The sequence below is a fragment of the Erwinia psychrophila genome, from assembly GCF_039023475.1.
Lineage (GTDB): Bacteria > Pseudomonadota > Gammaproteobacteria > Enterobacterales > Enterobacteriaceae > Erwinia.
On record NZ_JBCHVB010000001.1, the window covers coordinates 1,104,858 to 1,124,625 of the forward strand.

Consider the following 19,768-nt stretch of genomic DNA (forward strand, 5'->3'; position numbering starts at 1 on the left):
GTGAGCCGCAGGGACTATAGTTAACTCTGACAGTCTGTTAATTCACGATTTCCGGGAGAAAAATGAGTCAGATAAAACGCAGAATCGAAGATCATGGAATTATCGGCGACCTGAGAACCTGCGCGCTGGTCGCCTGCGATGGCACCATTGATTATTTCTGCTGGCCCGATCTGGACAGTCCGTCAATCTTTACCGCCCTGCTTGACGGCGACGAGGCCGGTATATTCAGCATTGAGCCGGACTGGTATGAGCCCCGCCGGCAGCAGCTTTACCTGCCCGACACCGCCCTGCTGCAAACGCGCTGGCTCGCTGACGAAGGCGTGGCGGAAATTACCGATTACATGCCGCTGTGCCAGCCGGATGATATGCAGCCGCGTATTATCCGGCGGATAAAAGTGCTGCACGGCCAGGCGAACTTTACCCTTCGCTGTGCCCCCGTACACGATTATGCGCGAGCCGATACCCTCGCCAGCCTGAAAGAGGGCAGCGTTCTCTTCAGCGCAAGTAACCAGCCTACGCTGCGGCTGTGCGGTAACGTGGAGTTCAAAATAGACGGCGGCGCAGCTACTGCATGCTTCACCCTGAAAGAGGGGGAACATCGGGAATTTATCCTTGGCGGCGCCGATGATAAGCATCTTGACGAAGAGAGTACGGCTCACTATTTCCAGGAAACGCTGAACTACTGGCGGGACTGGAGCGCCAGGAGCAGCTATCACGGACGCTGGCAGGAGATGGTCAACCGTTCGGCGCTGACGCTGAAGCTGCTGACCTCGCTAAAGCACGGTTCGATTGCCGCAGCGGCAACCTTCGGTCTTCCCGAAGAGCTGGGCGGCGAACGCAACTGGGATTACCGCGCCTCCTGGCTGCGCGACGCCTCTTTCAGCATTTATGCGCTGATGCGCCTCGGCTACGTGGATGAAGCGAAGCACTTTACCCATTGGGTGGGGCGCTGCGTGGAAAACAGTCACAACGATGTCGAAAGGCTTCAGGTTATGTATCGTCTCGACAGCGGCACCGAGCTGCATGAGAGCGAACTGCTCAACCTGTCGGGCTATGCCAATTCGACGCCGGTCAGGATCGGTAACGATGCCTGGAACCAGAAGCAGCTTGATATTTACGGCGAGCTGATGGATGCCATCTATCTGGCCAATAAATATGGCGAAGCGATTTCCCACCGGGGATGGCTGCACGTGACTAAAATGATCGATCACGTCTGTGAATGCTGGAATCAGCCCGACGCCGGAATTTGGGAAATGCGCGGCGAACCTCAGCACTTTCTGCATTCACGACTGATGTGCTGGGTGGCGCTGGATCGGGCGGTCCGCCTGGCCGAGAAGCGCTCCCTCTCTTTTCCGCGCGACCGCTGGTGCCAGGTACGGGATGAGATCCGCGAAGATATCTGGGAAAACTTCTGGAACAGCGAGCAGGGCCACTTCGTCTCCACGCGACTGGGTAAGTTTGTCGATGCCTCAATGCTGCTGATGCCGCTGGTGCGGTTTGTCAGCGCAACCGATCCGGACTGGCTTGCCACGCTGGATACCATCAAAAAAGAGCTGGTCAGCGACGGGCTGGTGCGCCGTTATAATATGTCCGAAACCCCTGCCGACGGGCTGGAAGGAAGTGAAGGCTCTTTCGTCGCCTGCTCTTTCTGGTACGTTGAGTGTCTGGCGCGCGCGGGCCGCGTGGACGAGGCGCATTTCGAGTTCGAGAAGCTGCTCACCTATGCCAATCCGCTGGGCCTTTACGCCGAAGAGTTTGATAAGCGCGGCCATGCGCTGGGCAATACGCCTCAGGCATTGAGTCACTTGGCGCTGATAAGCGCGGCATTTTTCCTCAACAGGAAGCTGAAAGGCGGCGATTTACTCTGGCAACCCTGAACGCAATCAGGCATGTTGAGCGGTAACAGCCGCTCAGCGGGACAATTTTGCGTAAAGTTAGTTCAACGGACAAAAATCCAGGTTTATTCCTTGCTGGCATGACCATATAATGTGCAGCCGCTCACATCCGGGCGGAACTGATTTATTTATCCACCGTTCACATGGCGCTATACCCTGAAGAATATGAAAAAGAGCATTCGCGCGTTAGTTATTTTCGTTCTGGCCGTTACGGCATACAGCCCTTCGGCCTTCGCCGTGGTCTACTCGCTTCCGGCCGCGAACAGCCGCCTGGTGGGTGAGAATATCGAAATTACCGTCCCCCAGGACAGCAAGCTTCCGCTGGAAGCCTTCGCTGCACAGTATCAGATGGGCCTCAGCAACCTCATGGAAGCCAATCCGGGCGTGGATGTTTATCTGCCAAAGCCGGGCAGTAAGCTGATTATCCCGCAGCAGCTACTCCTGCCCAGCGCACCGCGTGAAGGCATTGTGATTAACAGCGCGGAAATGCGTCTCTATTACTACCCGAAAGGCACCAAAACCGTGGTAGTGCTGCCTATCGGTATTGGCGAGCTGGGCAAAGATACGCCGGTGGACTGGACGACAACCGTACATCGCAAAAAAGATGGTCCGACCTGGACGCCGACTAAAAAGATGCATGAAGAATACGCCGCGCGCGGTGAGGTTCTGCCTGCGGTCTTCCCTGCCGGTCCCGATAACCCAATGGGCCTTTACGCGCTCTATATCGGCCGCCTGTACGCCATTCACGGCACCAACGCCAACTTTGGTATCGGCCTGCGCGTCAGCCACGGCTGCGTCCGCCTGCGCTCGGAAGATATCAAATGGCTGTTCGATAATGTGCCGGTTAGCACCCGCGTTCAGTTTATCAACCAGCCCATCAAGGCCTCGGTTGAGCCAGATGGTTCACGCCTGATTGAAGTGCACAACCCGCTTTCTGAAACCGAAGAGCAGTTCAATTCACGCGCGCCGGTTCCGCTGACGATCACCCCTGTGGTCAGCAAAGTGGTTTCTGATGCCAGCGTCGATACCGCTGCCCTGGAGGCGACCCTGAAAACGCGCTCCGGTATGCCGACTAAAATCAACGGCGCGGCGGCTGACAACACCCCTGAAGTTCCGGTCGCAGTTCCTGAAATGGAAGATGCTATGCCGGCCGAAGAGCCAATGACGCCTGTTATGCCGGAAGGTGCCAGCGAGGCGGCACCGCAGGCCGATCCCGCCACGGTGAATGCCGCAGCGCCAACGGTGGAGAACGCTGAACCTGACAGCGCAAATGAAAACACCACTTTTGTGGCGCCTGTTCAGCCCGGCCCAATCTATGAGCATAGCGCTACCGCCGTTCCGGCTAAAGCTGCCGCTCAGGCGATGAAAAAAGCGGTTACGACCCCTTCCTGATTATTATCCTGAAATGGGCCAGCTCTGGCCCATTTTTTCTGTCCTTCCTTTCCGGTCACAAAATTTCTTCTGCTGCTATTAAAAGCGGTGAGTCACGTTGACACTGATAGCTAATCGTACAACCACTTTCCAGCTTCAGCAGACTCAGCGAACATTCTTACGGTTAATGCCTGCCGTGTTTGTTCCACTTCATCCCGTTTAGCCTTAAACCATCTGGTGAGCAATGGGGTGTTTTCCCACGGGAAATAGCAAGACCAGTCCACATCGGATAAATCAACCCTGAACTCTTTTTCAAATCTGTCCAAAGCACTATGAAGATCATCGCTTGGTGCATCATACAAATCGGAGTCAAGTTCAAGAAGAATCTCTTTCCCATTGCTGTCAAGTTCACGTGATATTTCATCCCTGAATAGCCTAAGAACATCCTCCTGTATGCTCATCAGAAAGACGTCCATTGGACACGGTCTTTCGGTCTGGCTATAAGGTTGTATTTGTTTTGAGTCTTACGTGATACCTGATGCAGGGAATTAATCAGGCCAATCCAACCTAACCAGGGAAGTTTCATTTCATACCCCCTAAAGCGCGAAAGCCCACATTGTCAGACAGGCAGACTGACGCTATCGATGACACGGGCGATCTCTCCTGAGCTTTTCAGCGCACGGATCTGCGCGAACAGAGAGGTGGCTTCGTCATACTCTTTGCGCAGATAGCCCAGCCACTGCTTGATGCGGGCCACATGATAAAGTCCGGTATCGCCCTGCTTTTCAAGGCGCACATATTTTTGCAGCAGCGTAACGACCTCCGGCCAGGGCAGACGGGGCTCGTTGAATTTAATCACCCGGCTCAGGTTAGGCACGTTAAGCGCTCCCCGGCCAATCATCACCGCATCACAGCCGGTGGCCGCCAGACACGCCTGCGCGCTCTGCCAGTCCCAGATTTCTCCGTTAGCGATAACGGGGATCGTGAGCCGCTGGCGAATTTTGCCAATGGCCGCCCAGTTGATCCGCTCCGCTTTATAGCCATCTTCCTTCGTGCGTCCATGTACCACCAGTTCAGTAGCGCCAGCCTGCTGAACGGCGTCAGCGATTTCAAACTGACGATCGCCATTCTCCCAGCCCAGCCGCACTTTTACCGTCACCGGCAGCCCGGCGGGAACGGCCTCACGCATCGCTTTGGCGCCGCGATAAATCAGGTCGGGGTCCTTGAGCAGGGTCGCCCCGCCGCCGCTGCCGTTGACCGTTTTGGAAGGACAGCCGCAGTTGAGATCGACGCCCCAGGAACCCAGCTCCACCGCCCGGGCGGCGTTTTCGGCCAGCCATTGCGGTGACTGTCCTAAAAGCTGCACGCGCACCAGCGTGCCAGAGGGCGTACGGCTGGCATGGAGAAGTTCAGGGCAGAGGCGATGAAAGGATTTGACCGGCAGAAGCTGGTCAACAACGCGCAGGAATTCGGTAACGCAGAGATCGTAATCGTTGACCTCCGTCAGGAGTTCCCGAACCAGGGAGTCGAGTACGCCCTCCATCGGGGCCAGTAAAACACGCATATCACAACCTGTTCGTAGCGTTGAGAAAGGGGATCCGGAGATCCCCCTGGAGAAAAGACGTTAAGCGGGGTTGGAGCGGCGTGGACGGGTTTTGCCGCGTGCCGCGTCGCCGCCTTCTGGCCTTGCGCTGCGTCCCGCGCTGCTGCTGCCCGCGCCCTGACGACGCTGACCGTTACCGTTACCGTTACCGCTGCGCTCGCCGCCTGCGGACTGGCTGCGTTCGCCGCCGTTACCACGACCCTGCGCGCTGCCACGATTGCCCTGCGGCGCGCCGCGTCCACGGCCACCGCCTGCGCCTGCACCGCCGCGCTGCTGACGTCCGTTCTGAATCGGTTCAGCTTTAATCGACGGGTCCGGCTCGTAGCCTTCAATCGCAATGCGCGGGATTTCACGCTTCAGCACGCGTTCAATGTCACGCAGCAGCTTGTGCTCATCCACGCAGACCAGCGACAGCGCTTCACCGGTGGCCGCAGCACGTCCGGTACGACCGATACGGTGAACGTAATCTTCCGGCACGTTAGGCAACTCATAGTTCACCACGTGCGGCAGTTCAGAGATATCGATGCCGCGTGCAGCAATATCGGTCGCCACCAGCACGCGAATGTTGCCTTCTTTAAAGTCGCTCAGCGCACGGGTACGCGCGCCCTGGCTTTTGTTACCGTGAATCGCGGCCGCGGTGATGCCGTCTTTATTCAGCTGCTCGGCAAGATGGTTGGCACCGTGCTTGGTGCGGGTAAACACCAGCACCTGCTGCCAGTTATCACGGCCAATCAGGAACGACAACAGCTCCCGCTTGCGTTTCTTATCAACGAAATGCACATGCTGATCGATCTGCTCGGAAGCGGTATTGCGGCGGGCCACGGAAACCTGTTCCGGGTTGTGCAGCAGTTTTTCCGCCAGGCCTTTAATCTCATCAGAGAAGGTGGCAGAGAAGAGCAGGTTCTGACGTTTGGCCGGTAATTTGGCGAGGATGCGACGGATATCGTGAATAAAGCCCATATCCAGCATGCGATCCGCTTCGTCCAGTACCAGGATTTCAACTTTAGAGAGATCCAGCGCGTTCTGGTGTACCAGATCGAGCAGGCGTCCCGGCGTGGCAACCAGTACGTCAACGCCGCCACGCAGTTTCATCATCTGCGGGTTAATGCTGACGCCGCCGAAAACCACCAGCGAACGCATATCCAGATATTTGCTGTAGTCGTGAACGTTTTCACCCACCTGAGCCGCCAGTTCGCGGGTCGGGGTCAGGATCAGCGCACGAACCGGGCGGCGTCCTTTTGGATGCGGCGTTTCTGTACTGAGCAGCTGAAGCAGCGGCAGCGTAAAGCCGGCCGTTTTACCGGTACCGGTCTGGGCGCTGGCCATCAGGTCGCGTCCGGCCAGCACTACCGGAATAGCCTGAGTCTGGATAGGGGTCGGCTCGTTATAGCCCTGTTCTGCAACAGCACGCAAAATGTCGGCGTTAAGGCCGAGAGAATCAAATGACATAGAATTGAAAGACTCCGGTTCCGCCCTGACCGCCATGAGCGGTGTAGTTTCCAGGGGGATACTTGGACGCCAGGCTTCGCCTGACGTTTGAAAGGGGGCACAAACCACGGTGCGTAAGGGGCGGATTATAACAGATGTTGCGCTGACGGGAGAGATTCTTTTCAGAAGCGGCCCTTTGGGCGCACCTCTTTATAACCGATACCGGCACCAGGCGTTGCTGCCGAATGGTTATCTGTGCCTCAGCCACGCTGCGGGTCATGATGGCAGTGTTTCTGTCTGAAGAGGAGGGATTTTCAGCGAAGCGGGGCCACCGGAGTGGCCCTCAGGGATCAGCGGTGGCGCGCGCGAACGGGCTCTTTCGCCAGCAGCGAAACCACGGCGGGTCCGGTCAGCATCAGCACGCCCACGCAACCCAGCAGGAGGTTGTTATGGATCACGCGTGAGAGCAGATAAAGCACCAGCATGGCGGCGCCGAAATAGTAAGTGGTGGTAACGAACTCCAGGAAGCCACCCACGCGGCGGAGGCGTGGCAGGCGCTGGGTTAACAACATCGCGCCAAAGACGCCGGCATACATCGCCAGTAATATCGTTGAGACTTGCAGCAAGGCCTGATGCTTCCATCCCCACACCAGCGCGGCCATCAGCAGCAGGTGGAGAGCGATATGTACACAGGTTTGTCCGGTGACAATCTGGATACGATTAGACCATTTCATTTTCTTCTCCTGGCAGACCCAACAGAGGTCGCCCAGCCTTGTTAACACAGTAAGTGATAACGTATTTCCTCAGACTATCGTAGTTTTAGGATAATGCCCCAAACAACACAGCTTGTCGGCACTCTTTTGTGACAAAGACTACACTTTACTCCACACCAGTCGAAAAGGAGAGCGCGCACAGTATGTCACAAAAACCGCAAGGATTTTCATTAAAAGTCCTGACGATCAATACACATAAGGGTTTTACCACCTTTAACCGTCGTTTTATTTTGCCTGAACTCCGCGACGCCGTACGCGCCACCTCGGCAGATATCGTGTTCCTGCAGGAGGTCATGGGCAGCCACGCAATTAATCAACTTAAGGTGGATAAGTGGCCTGAGACGCCCCATTATGAATTTCTGGCCGACACGATCTGGAATGACTACGCTTATGGCCGCAATGCGATCTATCCGGAAGGACATCATGGTAATGCGGTGATGTCCCGCTTCCCGATCGCTGAATATGAAAACCGGGATATCTCGGTTGAGGGCACAGAAAAACGCGGCCTGCTGCACTGTAGAGTGGCGCTCCCTGCCCCGCATACGACCCTGCACGCTATCTGCGTCCATCTGGGCCTTAAGGACGCGCACCGCAATGCGCAACTAAGGCTCCTGTGCGATCTTGTAAACAGCCTGCCGCCCGGTGAGCCGGTAGTGGTCGCGGGTGACTTTAATGACTGGCAGCAGAAGGCCAACAGGATTTTAAAACAGGGAGCCGCAATGGAAGAAGTTTTCAGCAGTAAATATGGACGTCCGGCCCGCACCTTCCCCGCCCGGTTCCCGCTGCTGCGGCTGGACCGCATCTATGTTAAAAATGCCAGCATCAGTCATCCCCAGACCATCCCTCTGCGGCCCTGGTCACATCTATCCGATCATGCGCCTCTGGCAGTGGAGATTCATTTATGAACATGGAATGGCGCGACGGCAACAGCCTGCGGCTGCTGGAAAACGGGGAAGCCTATTTCCCACGAGTGTTTGGCGCGATCCGCCGGGCGCAGCAAAGCGTCCTGCTGGAATCCTTTATTTTATTTGACGATGAAGTCGGCCAGGAACTGCACGCCGTGGTCATCGAAGCGGCACAGCGCGGCGTAAAAGTCGAAATGCTGCTGGATGGCTATGGCTCAAACGACCTGCCCGACAGCTATGTCAAAAGCCTGACGGCGGCCGGCGTACGCTTTATTTTTTACGATCCCCGCCCGCTGGTGTTGGGGATGAGAACCAACATCTTTCGGCGGCTGCACCGTAAAACCGTGGTTTGCGACGGCGAAATAGCTTTCGTCGGTGGCATTAACTTTTCCGCCGAGCACAATTCCAGCTTTGGCAAGCAGGCCAAACAGGATTACGCCGTTGAGGTGAAAGGCCCCATCGTTGATGATATTACCCGCTACGTACAGCAGGCGATAAACAGCAAGCAGGAGACGCGTCGCTGGTGGGGGCAGCGTTCCCATCGCCCGACGAAGAACACCACGCCGGGTGACGCTCAGGTGCTGTTTGTCTGGCGGGATAATGATGAACATCGCAACGATATTGAGCAGCACTATATTGAAATGCTGCGATCCGCGAAGCAGGAAGTGATTATTGCCAACGCCTATTTTTTCCCCGGCTATCGTTTACTGCGGGAAATGCGGGATGCGGCCCAGCGCGGGGTCTCGGTCAGGCTGATTGTCCAGGGCGAACCGGATATGCCGATCGTCAAGGTAGGCGCCAAACTGCTCTATAATTATCTGGTCGGGGGCGGCGTGGAGATCTATGAATATATCCGGCGCCCGCTCCATGCCAAAATCGCCCTTCAGGACGATCACTGGTCTACCGTCGGCTCCAGCAATCTCGATCCGCTGAGCCTGTCGCTGAATCTTGAAGCTAATCTGATCGTTCACGATCGCACCTTCAACAATACGGTACGGGAGACGCTGAACCGTCTGCTTGAGGAGGACTGCAGGCGCGTTCACGAAAGCGAGCTGCCTAAGCAGAACTGGTGGCAGCTGAGCAAGGGCATCATTGTTTTCCATTTTCTGCGTCATTTCCCCGCTATTGCCGGCTGGCTGCCCGCCCATACGCCAAAACTGGCGCAGGTAGATCCGCCGGTCCAGCCGGAAATTGAAACGCAGGACCGTGCTGAGCCTGAAAATAAAAGGGTTGAACACTGATGCGCCGTTTTCTGATTCCCGTGATTAAGAGAGTAGAGCCTGATGTCTGAGTCGCATTCCCGCTGGAAAATGATAAAAAAAATCCTGACATGGCTGTTTTTTATTGCGGTCGTGGTGCTGTTGGTGATCTACGCCAAAAAGGTTAACTGGCAGGATGTTATAGACGTCATCGCCAACTATAACCGGCTGGCGATCCTGGCCTCGGTTGCGCTGGTCGTCGTCAGCTACCTGACCTATGGCCTGTACGATCTGATTGGCCGGGCTTACTGCGGTCATCAGCTGCAAAAGCGTCAGGTGATGCTGGTGTCATTCATCTGCTACGCCTTTAACCTGACGCTCAGTACCTGGGTGGGCGGCGTGGCGATGCGCTATCGTCTTTACTCCCGGCTGGGCCTGGACGGCAGCACCATTACGCGTATTTTCTCGCTAAGTATTGCCACTAACTGGCTCGGCTATGTGCTGGTGGCCGGCGTGGTGTTCAGCGCTGGCATGGTCCCCATCCCGGCGGGCTGGTTTATCGGCGACGGAACGCTACGCGTTATTGGTATCGCACTTCTTGCTTTTACCCTGTTTTACCTGGGGCTGTGCGCCTTTTCCCGGCGCCGTAGCTGGCACGTAAGAGGTCATAAACTGGCGCTCCCTTCCCTGCGTATGGCTTTGATTCAGTTTGCCGTTTCCAGCGCAAACTGGCTGGTGATGGGGACAATCATCTGGCTGCTGCTGGGACGAAATGTGGATTATCCCCAGGTACTGGGCGTGCTGCTGATCAGCAGTATTGCGGGGGTGATTATCCATATTCCGGCCGGTATCGGCGTACTTGAGGCGGTTTTCCTGGCGCTGCTGAGTGGGGATCATCTGTCCCACGGCGCGATTATCGCCGCCCTGCTGGCCTATCGGGTTATCTACTTTATCGCGCCGCTGCTGCTGGCGCTGGTGCTCTATCTCTGGCTGGAGAGCCGCGCCAGGTCTTTGCGGCAGAAGAATCAGCGAGATATGGGAAACGTACCCTGACGTCAGGCAATAAAAAAGGCGAATCGTAAGATTCGCCTTTTTTCCCTTCAGGGTTAGCGGCGGTTGCCGAAAATGCGTAGCAGCATCAGGAACAGGTTGATAAAGTCCAGATAGAGGGTCAGCGCGCCCATAATGGAATAGCGACGCAGATTCTCTTTATCCTCAACGTTAATCCCCTCCCCGATATTTTTCAGCTTCTGGGTGTCGTAGGCGGTCAGACCAACAAAGACCACCACGCCGATATAGGTGACGGCCCACATCAGCGCGCTGCTTTTCAGCCAGATATTCACCAGCGAAGCCAGCACTATCCCAATCAGCGCCATAAACAACATGCTGCCCATGCCGCTCAGATCGCGTTTAGTGGTGTAGCCCCAGAAGCTCATGGCACCAAACATCCCGCCGGTCACCAGGAAAGTGCTGGCGATGGAGGAGTAGGTGTAAACGAGGAAAATACTCGCCATGGTCAGCCCGGTCAGAGCGGAGTAGAGCATAAACAGCGCCGTCGCCGCCGCGCCGCTCAGCTTATGCACCATGCCTGAGAGCACAAAAACCAGCCCCAGCTGAACGATAATCAGACCGAAGAACGTGATCTGATTTGCAAAAACCAGCTCCATTACCGCAGGCGTATTCGCCGCGAACCATGAGACAAAGGCCGTCAGCAGCAGGCCACAGGTCATCCAGCCGTAAACCTGCGCCATGTAGGTCTGCAGGCCGGAGCTGGCCTGCGAGACAATGGTGTCGTTTGAACGTGGATATCGATCCATGATGCTCTCCTTATTCGCGAGTCGAAAATTAAACAGATTAACCAAAAAGTGTCGCTTAAGTCTGGCACAGTCCGGGAAGATTAAGCCAGCGCCCATCCTCTCTTTTTATGCAGGACGCCCCATTTCAGCAGGCAATACGCGCTCAAAAAGAAACCGATATGCTTAAAGGTTACACATTTGTTGCCGATAGGTTTTGTACAGGGAGATTCACTGACAGGAAGTACAAAATTTGCTTCACTCTTCAACACCGGGGAATCTCCATGAACAGTCAGCCAAATTCCAGGCGAAAAATGCGTACCCGAACCCTTATGCTGCTGGCTGGTGGGTTGACGATTACGCTCGGTTTTACCCTGACCATTGGTCTTCTTAGCTGGCAGTCGAGCCAGCAACAGCGCAAGCTGGCGGAAGACTATCTGGGTCAAATTGCCCTTGGCAACGCGCTCAGCGTTCAGAAAGAGCTGGATTACGCCCGCACCGTGGCAAGAGATCTGGGTCAGAGCATTATCGCCCTGCCGGCATCCGGTATTACTGACCGCAGCGTTGCCGAAAACCTGATGAAATATTCGCTCAAGCAAAATCCGGACTATCTGTCGATGTCGGTGATTTTTGAAGCGAACGCTTTCGATGGCCGCGATGCGGAATTCGCGCTGCTGCCCGACTCTGCCCCACAGGGACGCTTTGCCCGCTTTGTCGATCGCAATAGCGCCGGACAGTACGCCCTGCACAACCTTGACTCCTTTCTGACGCCGGGCCAGGGCGACTATTACCTGATCCCGCAGAAAGAGCAGAAAGATACCCTGATTGAACCCTACAGCTATGCCTATAACGGCGTCGATACGTTACTGACTTCGGTCGCCGCCGTGGTGATAGATGAAAACAAACTGAAAGCGGTGGCCACGGCAGATCTTTCGCTGGCCTCGCTGCAGAAGAGCATTGGCGCTATTAAACCCTGGGAAGGGACTGGCTATGCGCTGCTGCTTTCTAATAAAGGCCTGGTGGTTTCAGCCCCGGACGCAACCCTGGCGGGCAAGCCTTATCAAGGCGACACCAGCGATTTCAGCACGCAGGTTGTGGAACATTACGACAGCGTTCTGGGCGAGAACGTGCTGCAAACCTGGCGTCCCGTCACCATTGGGAACAGCGAACATCCCTGGTATCTTAGCGTCGTCGCGCCGGTGAATACGGTAATGGCCGCAGCTAACCGTCAACTGATGCACGCCCTTATCATGATGGTGTTCAGTATCATTATCGTGTGTACGGTTCTTGGCCTGCTCTTCAGCCGTAAAATTGCCCGGCCCGTTGGCGGCGAGCCTTCTCAGGCTGCAGAGATAGCCCTTGGCGTTGCCGAAGGGGATCTGACCGCCCATATCCCGGTAGAGAAAAACGACAGCCAGAGCATCTTCTTTGCCATGCAGACTATGCAGCAGCAGCTGCGTACGATGGTCGGTGAGATCATCTCCGCCAGCGACTCTGTCCGTCAGGGAGCCGGCGAAATCGCCAGCGGCAACCTCGACCTCGCCTCCCGCACCGAACAGCAGGCGGCGGCGCTGGAAGAGACGGCGGCCAGCATGGAGCAGCTCACCGCAACGGTAAAACACAATGCGGACAATGCTCACCAGGCGACTGCCCTGACCGATACCGCCAATGAAATTGCCGGGCGTGGGGAAGCGCTGGTGCAGCAAGTTGTGCAGATTATGCAGCAAATTGACGACAGTTCCCGCAAGATTGGCGCCATTACCAGTATTATTAACAGTATCGCATTCCAGACGAATATCCTGGCGCTGAATGCGGCCGTGGAAGCCGCCCGCGCCGGTGAACAGGGCCGCGGTTTTGCCGTCGTCGCGGCGGAAGTGCGCAGCCTGGCTCAGCGCAGCGCGAACGCCGTAAAAGATATTTCCGCACTGATTGATGAGTCAACCAACCGCGTTGGCCGTGGCGTCAGCCTGGTACAGGATGCAGGTAAAACGATGCATGAAATGACCGTTGCGGTGAACTCGGTGAAAACCATTATCGGCGAGATCGTTCACGCTTCTGACGAGCAGTCGCAGGGGATTGGCCAGGTGACCGTTGCCGTCAACCAGATGGATGGCGCTACCCAGCAGAACTCCGCGCTGGTGCAGCAGATGTCCGCCGCGGCCTCTTCTCTGGAAGATCAGGCGCAGCAGCTGGCGCAGACCGTGCAGCTGTTCCGGCTGGAAACCGCTTAAGCGCAGGCTGCTTTATCACCAAAAAAAGGGGTTAGCAGAGACAGATAGCATCGCCCCTGCACGGCTAACCACCGCACCGCTGTAAAAAAATAACCCGGTTTACCAGACCGGGTTATTTTTTATCTGCATCCGCCGCGATTTCCGCAGGCGCCGATCTTAGTCCCGCAATGCCGGTAGATTTTGGCGCGTAATCTGCGCTATTTTGCCCGTGACAGGCAGCGCTGGTAGCGGCTGTCGACACGCTGAGCAAACCAGGCGGTCGTCAGATTACGGGTGATTTTTGGGCTTTCCAGCTTGATGCCGGGCAGCATTTCCCTCGGCTGACGCCTGCCGGCGTTTTTATCCGCCAGCGCAAAAACCTTATTCCAGAGATCGGTTTCACCGAACTCAATACTGTTTCCTTTCTTCAGCGCACGACGAATGGCGCTGTCACTCATATCCAGCCGTTTGCCTAAGGTCCGGACTGCCAGCTCGGTCGAACCCGCCTGGTCCGATCCATAAAGGATCAGATCGCCGTCCAGCGCCAGCCTGATGCCGGTAAGCTGTGCCACGGCAGCCTGAAACGCCGCATTGCGGCTGGCATACCAGCCGGCATTAAAGTCAGCAAAGCGGTAGAGCGGTTTACTGTAGCTGGCCGGATAGCCCAGCAGATGCATCGTGCCGAAATACATGCCTCCCCGACGGGTAAAGACTTCACGCCGGACCGAATCCTCCACCGGGTAGGGGTAATCTTCCGCATGCGCCTCGGCGAAGGCGATGCTGACCTGCATCGGGCCGCCGGTATGGATCGGGTTCAGGTTGCCAAACAGCGTCTGCCCCATCGGCACCATGTTGATAAAATCATCAAAGATCGCGCTCAGCTCTTTTTCACTGCGCACATTGTCCAGACGCTCGGTATAGCTTTTCCCGTCCGGCGAAGGAATTCTGAGCGCGGTACGCACCACAAAGTTGGGGATATGCAGTTTGCCTGCCCGCCGGTCGATTTCGCCCCAGGCAATTTTGGCAAGGCCGGAAACGTTGGCGTCGGCGCTGAAGTTGGATTCCTGATCGGTCACGGCAATTACCGCGCAGAGGTTGCTCACGGAAGGATCGAGTTCCTGACTGTTAAAGGCGGCGAAAATATCGTTGGTCCACGCCTGACGATCGGCGATCTTCGGCGGAAGCAATTTGCTAATCTGCGCTTTAACGTCAGCGGGCTGGCGTTGCGGCACGGTTTTCTCTGGCTGGCTGCTACAGCCCGCCAGCACCAGCAGTGCCAGCAGCGACAAATGCCTTAGCGAAATAAATGACATCGCAATCCTTGTTAGATGAATTATGGCGGAAAGGGTACACAGCGGGGCGGCAATATGCCATCAGCGAGGCGGTTTTCCTGCCGCCCGTATTCTCAGGGCGGCAGGAAGGGTTATTCCCAGCGGGTGGCGGCGTCACGATCGCTGTCGCGCGCTTCAACCCAGTGCTCACCCTCCGGGGTAGCCTCCCGCTTCCAGAACGGCGCGCGGGTTTTCAGATAGTCCATGATGAATTCGGCAGCGGCAAAGGCGCTGCCGCGATGCGCCCCGCTCACGCCAACCATCACGATTTCGTCGCCGGGAAAGAGTTCGCCAATGCGATGGATCACCGTCACGCGCTGCAACGGCCAGCGCGTCCGCGCTTCGGCCACGATCTCCTCCAGCGCTTTTTCCGTCATACCGGGATAGTGTTCCAGCGTCAGCGCAGAAACGTTTTCACCAAGGTTGTGGTTACGCACCTTGCCGGTGAAAGTGACGACCGCCCCATCCTCATCACAGGCGGCCAGCCAGCGGTACTCTTCAGCCATATCAAAGGGAGCCTGGCCGACTCTGATCCGCGTCGCCATATCAGCCTCCGGTGACCGGTGGGAAAAAAGCGACCTCGTCACCCGCTTTCAGCGGATGCTGCGGCGACACCAGCGTCTGGTTAACCGCCGAGAGCAGCTTGCCCGGTTCCAGCGCCAGCGCCCAGCGATCGCCTTTCGAAGCCAGCGCGGCCCGCAACGCTTCCACGGTGGCATAATCTTCCGTCATAGTGACGCTGCCAGTGCCCACCAGCTCGCGCACCTGGGCAAAAAAGAGGACGTTAATCACGATCCACCGCCTGAAAATCGCCTGACTTGCCGCCGCTTTTGCTCAACAGGCGGCAGGTTTCGATGGTGATATCTTTCTGTACCGCTTTGCACATATCGTAGATGGTCAGCGCGGCGACCGAGGCCGCCGTCAGGGCTTCCATCTCGACGCCGGTTTTACCGGTCAGGCGGCACAGCGATTCGATCCGTACCCGGCTTTGCGCCACCTCCGCCGTCAGCGTGACCTCCACCTTGCTCAGCAGGAGTGGATGGCAGAGTGGGATCAGCTCCCAGGTGCGCTTGGCGGCCTGAATGCCTGCGATGCGGGCAGTGGCAAACACGTCGCCTTTATGATGGCTGCCCTCGACGATCATTTGCAGCGTATCGGGATGCATCACCACAAAGGCTTCCGCACGCGCTTCGCGCACCGTTTCACGCTTGGTGGAAACATCCACCATATGCGCTTCGCCGGCCGCATTAATATGGGTCAGTTGAGACATGGTTTCAGGACTTCTTCAGGTGGGAGACAAAATTACAGGGGCGGGTCCGGGCATCCAGCTGTTCGCGGATAATCCGTTCCCAGGCAATCTGGCAGGCGCTGGTCGAGCCCGGCACGGCAAAAATCAGCGTCTGGTTGGCGATACCGCCTAGCGCACGGGACTGAAGCGTGGCGCTGCCGACCTCCTCCCAGGAGACCATGCGGAACAGCTCGCCAAAGCCTTCGATCTCGCGATCGAACAGCGGCAGCAGCGCCTCGGGCGTGCTGTTTTTGCTGTTAAAGCCGGTACCGCCGTTGATCAACACAACCTGCACATCCGCGCTGGCAATCCAGCTGGAGACCACGGCGCGAATGCGATAGCGGTTATCACCGACCAGCGCATGATCGAGCACCTCGTGACCCGCTTCGGTCAGCGCCTCGCGCAGATAGTCGCCGGAGCTGTCGCTGGCCGCATCGCGGCTGTCCGAAACGGTCAGAACGGCCACGCTGAGCGGCATAAATTCGTTAACAGGTTTAGCCATGTTTGCCTCCTTAGTTAGCCACCGATATAAGAGAGATTCTGCGTCACGCCGGTATTGCCCTGATGCAGGAAATGCGTCTGCTTTTTGGTGCGGAGGCTGGCGGCGATGCGCGCCTGAAGCTCGGCCTGCTGATCGTCCGTCTGGAGCAAGTCACGCAGGGAAACGCCGCCGTCACCAAACAGGCAGAGATGCAGCTTGCCGGTCGCGGAAACCCGCAGCCGGTTGCAGCTGGCGCAGAAATCTTTTTCGTAGGGCATGATCAGGCCGATTTCACCCTGGTAATCAGGGTGGGTGAACACCTGCGCCGGGCCGTCGCTGCGCTCGCGCGGCTGACGCGTCCAGCCCTGTATCAGCAGGCTGTCGCGGATAACCTCACCGGAGATGTGGTGCTTGCGAAACAGCGAACCGCCGTCGCCGGTCTCCATCAGCTCAATAAAGCGTAGCTGAATGGGCCGTTTGCGGATCCATTCAAGGAAGGTGTGCAGGCTGTTGTGATTGACGTCGCGCATCAGCACGGTGTTCACCTTCACCTTACTGAAGCCCGCCTCAAAGGCCGCGTCAATGCCGCTCATCACCTGATGAAACTTATCCTGGCCGGTAATGGCGTGAAACTGCCGGGCATCCAGGCTGTCGATGCTGACGTTCAGCGCGGTCAGACCCGCATCCCGCCACTGTGCGACGTCACGCGCCAGCCGGTAGCCGTTGGTGGTGACGGCCAGTTTGCGAATAGCGGGGTTTTCCCGCACCGCGGCGATAATGTCGGTAAAGTCGCGCCGCAGCGAAGGCTCGCCGCCGGTCAGCCGCACCTTTTCCGTTCCCGCCGCCGCAAAGGCACGGGTCACGCGCCGGATTTCATCCAGCGTCAGGAAACTTTTATTGGCGACGCCCTGCGGCTTGTAGCCGTCAGGCAGGCAGTAGTTACAGCGAAAATTGCAAACGTCGGTAATCGACAGGCGCAGATAATAGAAGCTGCGGTCGAAGCTATCGGTAAATTGTGACACCAGGACACCTTTCCAAATACGGGAGATGCAGGCATTTCTTTCTGCACCCTGGCAACGGAGCGTTGCGGCCAGGGCACCCTATCAGGAGACGTAGGTGCCAGGGCTAAGTGTGATAAACCGGACATCGGTAAATCATGGTAGGAAAATTCTACTGCTATTAGCGCCATGTTACCAGCGTAGCGTTTCGCTATATATTTTGATATATAACGTATTTTCACAGCTTTTTCCCCGAAAGGCAGGATAAGATAGCGGGCAATTCCCGGCTTTGCGCTGGGTCAACGCGCCGCCCTATAACAATGAAGGAGTGATATGCGTAACCGCACACTGGCTGACCTCGATCGCGTGGTGGCTTTAGGCGGCGGGCACGGCCTGGGCCGTGTTATGTCCGCCCTTTCCCCGTTGGGTTCACGGCTGACGGGCATCGTCACCACCACGGACAACGGCGGCTCAACCGGCCGCATTCGCCGCTCCGAAGGCGGCATTGCGTGGGGAGACATGCGTAACTGCCTTAATCAGCTTATCGCTGAACCGAGCGTAGCCTCGGCAATGTTTGAATACCGCTTCGCGGGCAATGGCGAACTGGCCGGCCATAACCTGGGTAACCTGATGCTGAAAGCGCTGGATCATCTCAGCGTCCGGCCCGTCGAAGCGATCAATCTGATCCGCAATTTACTCAAGGTGGACGCTTTTCTGATCCCGATGTCCGAGCAGCCCGTCGATCTGGTTGCGATCGACGATGAGGGAAATACGGTTTATGGCGAAACTGACATTGATCGTATGCCACAGCCGCCGCGCGAAATGATGCTTTCACCGACGGTAAAAGCGACCCGGGAAGCGATCGAAGCCGTGGGCGAAGCGGACCTGATTTTAATTGGCCCCGGCAGCTTCTATACCAGCCTGATGCCGGTGCTGCTGATGCCGGATATGGCGCAGGCGCTGCGACGCACCCCGGCGACCATGGTGTTTATTGATAATCTGGGCAGAGAGCTCAGCCCGGCGGCGGCCCGGCTGACGCTGGCCGATAAGCTCGGGCTGATGGAGGGGACCATCGGCAAGAAGGTCATTGATGCGGTAGTGGTCGGTCCCGGCATTGATGCCCGCCACCTCAGCGATCGTGTGGTGATTCAGGAGCCGCTGGAGGCGAACGACGTTAAATATCGCCACGATCGCCAGCTGCTTCATGCCGCGCTTGAGCATGCCATCCAGTCGATAATCTGACATGCCGCCCGGACGCGGGTGGCAATGCGCACCTTCACGAAGCCCCGCGCTCATTGGGAGAAGTGGATTGCCCAAAACCTCCAGACACCAGATGCTTGTACTGCTCCCTACATCTGACCGTTGATATAAAACCTTTTAAAAACAGCCTGCCATGGGCGGGCTAGATCATGAACCGGTAACCTTCAAGAGCTTTAACGGTCATTGGTAATCCCAGCTTTAGAAGAGATTCCAGGTATAACGCTGCGCTCATAGGCAGATTTTAAGGCTTGATCGTTGCGTGCGTACAGCATTCAAAACCAGTGCCTGATTAAGATCGAATAAGTCTGAAATAAATTCATCCGGGTGCATCGCTTCAATACCAAACTGCGCAAAATTATCCTTGGGAAAATCCTTCATATTAAAGGTAACGATAACCTCTGCGTTGCACCTTGTCGCAGCAGCTAATACATGCCTGTCATCTGGATCAGGTAATGTTAGCCCCGGAATTAATGGCTCAAAACCAGTTACAAGAGCATCAGGAAGCGCTTTGTTCATCAGCGCCTCAACATGCTTAACCTTTTCCGGGATTACTTCCGGCATATTGTTAATTAAGTTTCTTTGCCATTCATCGTGAATAGTAGCAGACCATTTTGGCTGGTATAACCCACTTAGTCCAAGCCGCATAAGCAGGTCACGCAGCATATTTGGATAGATGACACAGGCATCAAGTACAACCGGATAAGGCGAATGATTCATTAGTAAAAACCGAGTTCCTGACTTACATCAGCCAACTCCTGCATGGCATCATTACTTTCACTTTCGCGCTGAGCTTTATAACGCATCAGATCGGCAAAGAGCACGCGGCGATGACGGCCCGTTTTATGAAATGGCAGATTCCCATCCTCTAAAAGTTTCACCATATGAGGACGTGAAACATTTAGAATATTGGCGGCTTCCTGTGTCGTTAATTCAGCATGAACCGGGACTATCTGAACCGCGTTGCCTTCGGCCAGTTCCCCTAAGATATTCATTAGCAGCGTCAATGATGACGTTGGTAGCTCGATCTGATGGGTTTTGTCGTTTGCATCCTGAATTGTAATGTTTTGCGTTTCAAATTTTGTAGAGAGAAATGTTGCAAGTTCTCTTTGTCCACGTAAAGCAACCTCAATTTCTTTCTGAGCTGGCAGGCTTAAATTGTCCAGAATTGAGCTTTTCATAAGTATCTTCCAGGTTTCTATGACTTTTCAGTTTTTGAGGTTTATGCGGCACGCT

General features: G+C 56.2%; 20 protein-coding genes, 1 pseudogene and 1 riboswitch. Of the genes and pseudogenes, 7 read left to right on the plus strand and 14 right to left on the minus strand.

The features are described 5' to 3' along the window. Positions 1-62 precede the first annotated feature (62 nt). Together AAH446_RS05075 and AAH446_RS05080 are read left to right on the plus strand one after the other, a co-directional pair. Positions 63-1,877: a glycoside hydrolase family 15 protein gene (locus tag AAH446_RS05075; protein ID WP_342905597.1), complete on the plus strand. Its 1,815-nt coding sequence runs from the start codon at positions 63-65 to the stop codon at positions 1,875-1,877. Positions 1,878-2,060: 183 nt separating this feature from the next. Next, positions 2,061-3,287, plus strand: coding sequence for a L,D-transpeptidase family protein (locus AAH446_RS05080; protein ID WP_342905598.1), 1,227 nt, complete (start codon positions 2,061-2,063; stop codon positions 3,285-3,287). 110 nt (positions 3,288-3,397) lie between these two features. Here AAH446_RS05080 and AAH446_RS05085 read toward each other — a convergent pair whose 3' ends face one another. The 5 genes and pseudogenes from AAH446_RS05085 to AAH446_RS05105 all read right to left on the minus strand — a co-directional run bounded on the left by AAH446_RS05085 (position 3,398) and on the right by AAH446_RS05105 (position 7,031). Continuing rightward, positions 3,398-3,742, minus strand: coding sequence for a DUF1493 family protein (locus AAH446_RS05085; protein ID WP_342905599.1), 345 nt, complete (start codon positions 3,740-3,742; stop codon positions 3,398-3,400). Beyond that, positions 3,727-3,846 (minus strand): annotated as a pseudogene (locus tag AAH446_RS05090) (STM2901 family protein); the annotation flags it as partial. The gene AAH446_RS05085 and the pseudogene AAH446_RS05090, both read right to left, overlap by 16 nt. 39 nt (positions 3,847-3,885) lie before the next feature. Next, positions 3,886-4,830 carry a tRNA dihydrouridine(16) synthase DusC gene (dusC, locus tag AAH446_RS05095; protein ID WP_342905600.1) on the minus strand — a complete coding sequence of 315 codons (945 nt, stop codon included), beginning with the start codon at positions 4,828-4,830 and terminating at the stop codon, positions 3,886-3,888. A 60-nt stretch (positions 4,831-4,890) separates the two neighbouring features. Beyond that, on the minus strand, positions 4,891-6,318 hold the full coding sequence (gene rhlE / locus AAH446_RS05100; RefSeq protein ID WP_342905601.1) for an ATP-dependent RNA helicase RhlE: 1,428 nt from the start codon (positions 6,316-6,318) through the stop codon (positions 4,891-4,893). A 329-nt stretch (positions 6,319-6,647) separates the two neighbouring features. Then, entirely contained in the window at positions 6,648-7,031 is a 384-nt protein-coding gene (locus AAH446_RS05105) for a YbhQ family protein (protein WP_342905602.1), read from the minus strand. 182 nt (positions 7,032-7,213) lie between these two features. Between AAH446_RS05105 and AAH446_RS05110 the strand changes: the two genes are divergently transcribed. From AAH446_RS05110 to AAH446_RS05120, 3 genes are read left to right on the plus strand one after another with little or no spacing between them, the layout of a single operon-like run. After that, entirely contained in the window at positions 7,214-7,975 is a 762-nt protein-coding gene (locus AAH446_RS05110) for an endonuclease/exonuclease/phosphatase family protein (RefSeq protein ID WP_342905603.1), read from the plus strand. Continuing rightward, positions 7,972-9,216 carry a cardiolipin synthase ClsB gene (gene clsB / locus AAH446_RS05115; protein ID WP_342905604.1) on the plus strand — a complete coding sequence of 415 codons (1,245 nt, stop codon included), beginning with the start codon at positions 7,972-7,974 and terminating at the stop codon, positions 9,214-9,216. The genes AAH446_RS05110 and clsB overlap by 4 nt, the downstream gene beginning before the upstream one ends. A 42-nt stretch (positions 9,217-9,258) precedes the next feature. Further along, positions 9,259-10,227: a lysylphosphatidylglycerol synthase domain-containing protein gene (locus AAH446_RS05120; protein ID WP_342905605.1), complete on the plus strand. Its 969-nt coding sequence runs from the start codon at positions 9,259-9,261 to the stop codon at positions 10,225-10,227. 53 nt (positions 10,228-10,280) lie between these two features. On the opposite strand, the gene AAH446_RS05125 is transcribed toward AAH446_RS05120, so the two are convergent. Beyond that, positions 10,281-10,991 (minus strand): Bax inhibitor-1/YccA family protein, encoded by a 711-nt coding sequence (locus AAH446_RS05125; protein WP_342905606.1) that lies wholly within the window; start codon positions 10,989-10,991, stop codon positions 10,281-10,283. A 260-nt stretch (positions 10,992-11,251) separates the two neighbouring features. On the opposite strand from AAH446_RS05125, the gene AAH446_RS05130 reads away from it, so the two are divergent. Then, the gene (locus tag AAH446_RS05130) at positions 11,252-13,198 is read left to right on the plus strand and encodes a methyl-accepting chemotaxis protein (protein ID WP_342905607.1); all 1,947 of its coding nucleotides are present in this window, start codon (positions 11,252-11,254) and stop codon (positions 13,196-13,198) included. Between the two features lie 197 nt (positions 13,199-13,395). Here the strand turns inward: AAH446_RS05130 and AAH446_RS05135 are convergent, their stop codons facing one another. The 6 genes from AAH446_RS05135 to moaA all read right to left on the minus strand — a co-directional run bounded on the left by AAH446_RS05135 (position 13,396) and on the right by moaA (position 17,302). Then, entirely contained in the window at positions 13,396-14,490 is a 1,095-nt protein-coding gene (locus AAH446_RS05135) for a DUF1615 domain-containing protein (RefSeq protein ID WP_342905608.1), read from the minus strand. A gap of 110 nt (positions 14,491-14,600) precedes the next feature. Beyond that, positions 14,601-15,053: a molybdopterin synthase catalytic subunit MoaE gene (gene moaE, locus AAH446_RS05140; protein ID WP_342905609.1), complete on the minus strand. Its 453-nt coding sequence runs from the start codon at positions 15,051-15,053 to the stop codon at positions 14,601-14,603. A 1-nt stretch (position 15,054) separates the two neighbouring features. After that, positions 15,055-15,300: a molybdopterin synthase sulfur carrier subunit gene (moaD, locus tag AAH446_RS05145; protein ID WP_342905610.1), complete on the minus strand. Its 246-nt coding sequence runs from the start codon at positions 15,298-15,300 to the stop codon at positions 15,055-15,057. Beyond that, positions 15,293-15,778 (minus strand): cyclic pyranopterin monophosphate synthase MoaC, encoded by a 486-nt coding sequence (gene moaC, locus AAH446_RS05150; protein ID WP_342905611.1) that lies wholly within the window; start codon positions 15,776-15,778, stop codon positions 15,293-15,295. The genes moaD and moaC overlap by 8 nt, the downstream gene beginning before the upstream one ends. Positions 15,779-15,782: 4 nt before the next feature. Beyond that, on the minus strand, positions 15,783-16,298 hold the full coding sequence (gene moaB, locus AAH446_RS05155; protein WP_342905612.1) for a molybdenum cofactor biosynthesis protein B: 516 nt from the start codon (positions 16,296-16,298) through the stop codon (positions 15,783-15,785). 14 nt (positions 16,299-16,312) lie between these two features. Continuing rightward, positions 16,313-17,302 carry a GTP 3',8-cyclase MoaA gene (gene moaA / locus AAH446_RS05160; protein ID WP_342905826.1) on the minus strand — a complete coding sequence of 330 codons (990 nt, stop codon included), beginning with the start codon at positions 17,300-17,302 and terminating at the stop codon, positions 16,313-16,315. Then, positions 17,289-17,421: riboswitch (molybdenum cofactor riboswitch) on the minus strand. It overlaps the preceding gene by 14 nt. A 187-nt stretch (positions 17,422-17,608) precedes the next feature. Here moaA and AAH446_RS05165 point away from each other — a divergent pair. After that, complete coding sequence (locus AAH446_RS05165) at positions 17,609-18,517, plus strand: gluconeogenesis factor YvcK family protein (RefSeq protein ID WP_342905613.1); 909 nt, start codon at positions 17,609-17,611, stop codon at positions 18,515-18,517. Between the two features lie 246 nt (positions 18,518-18,763). On the opposite strand, the gene AAH446_RS05170 is transcribed toward AAH446_RS05165, so the two are convergent. Beyond that, a complete protein-coding gene (locus tag AAH446_RS05170; RefSeq protein WP_342905614.1) occupies positions 18,764-19,252 on the minus strand; it encodes a PIN domain-containing protein in 489 nt (162 codons plus the stop codon). Then, positions 19,252-19,713: a helix-turn-helix domain-containing protein gene (locus tag AAH446_RS05175; RefSeq protein WP_342905615.1), complete on the minus strand. Its 462-nt coding sequence runs from the start codon at positions 19,711-19,713 to the stop codon at positions 19,252-19,254. Before AAH446_RS05175 ends, AAH446_RS05170 begins: the two co-directional genes overlap by 1 nt. Between the last annotated feature and the right edge of the window lie 55 nt (positions 19,714-19,768).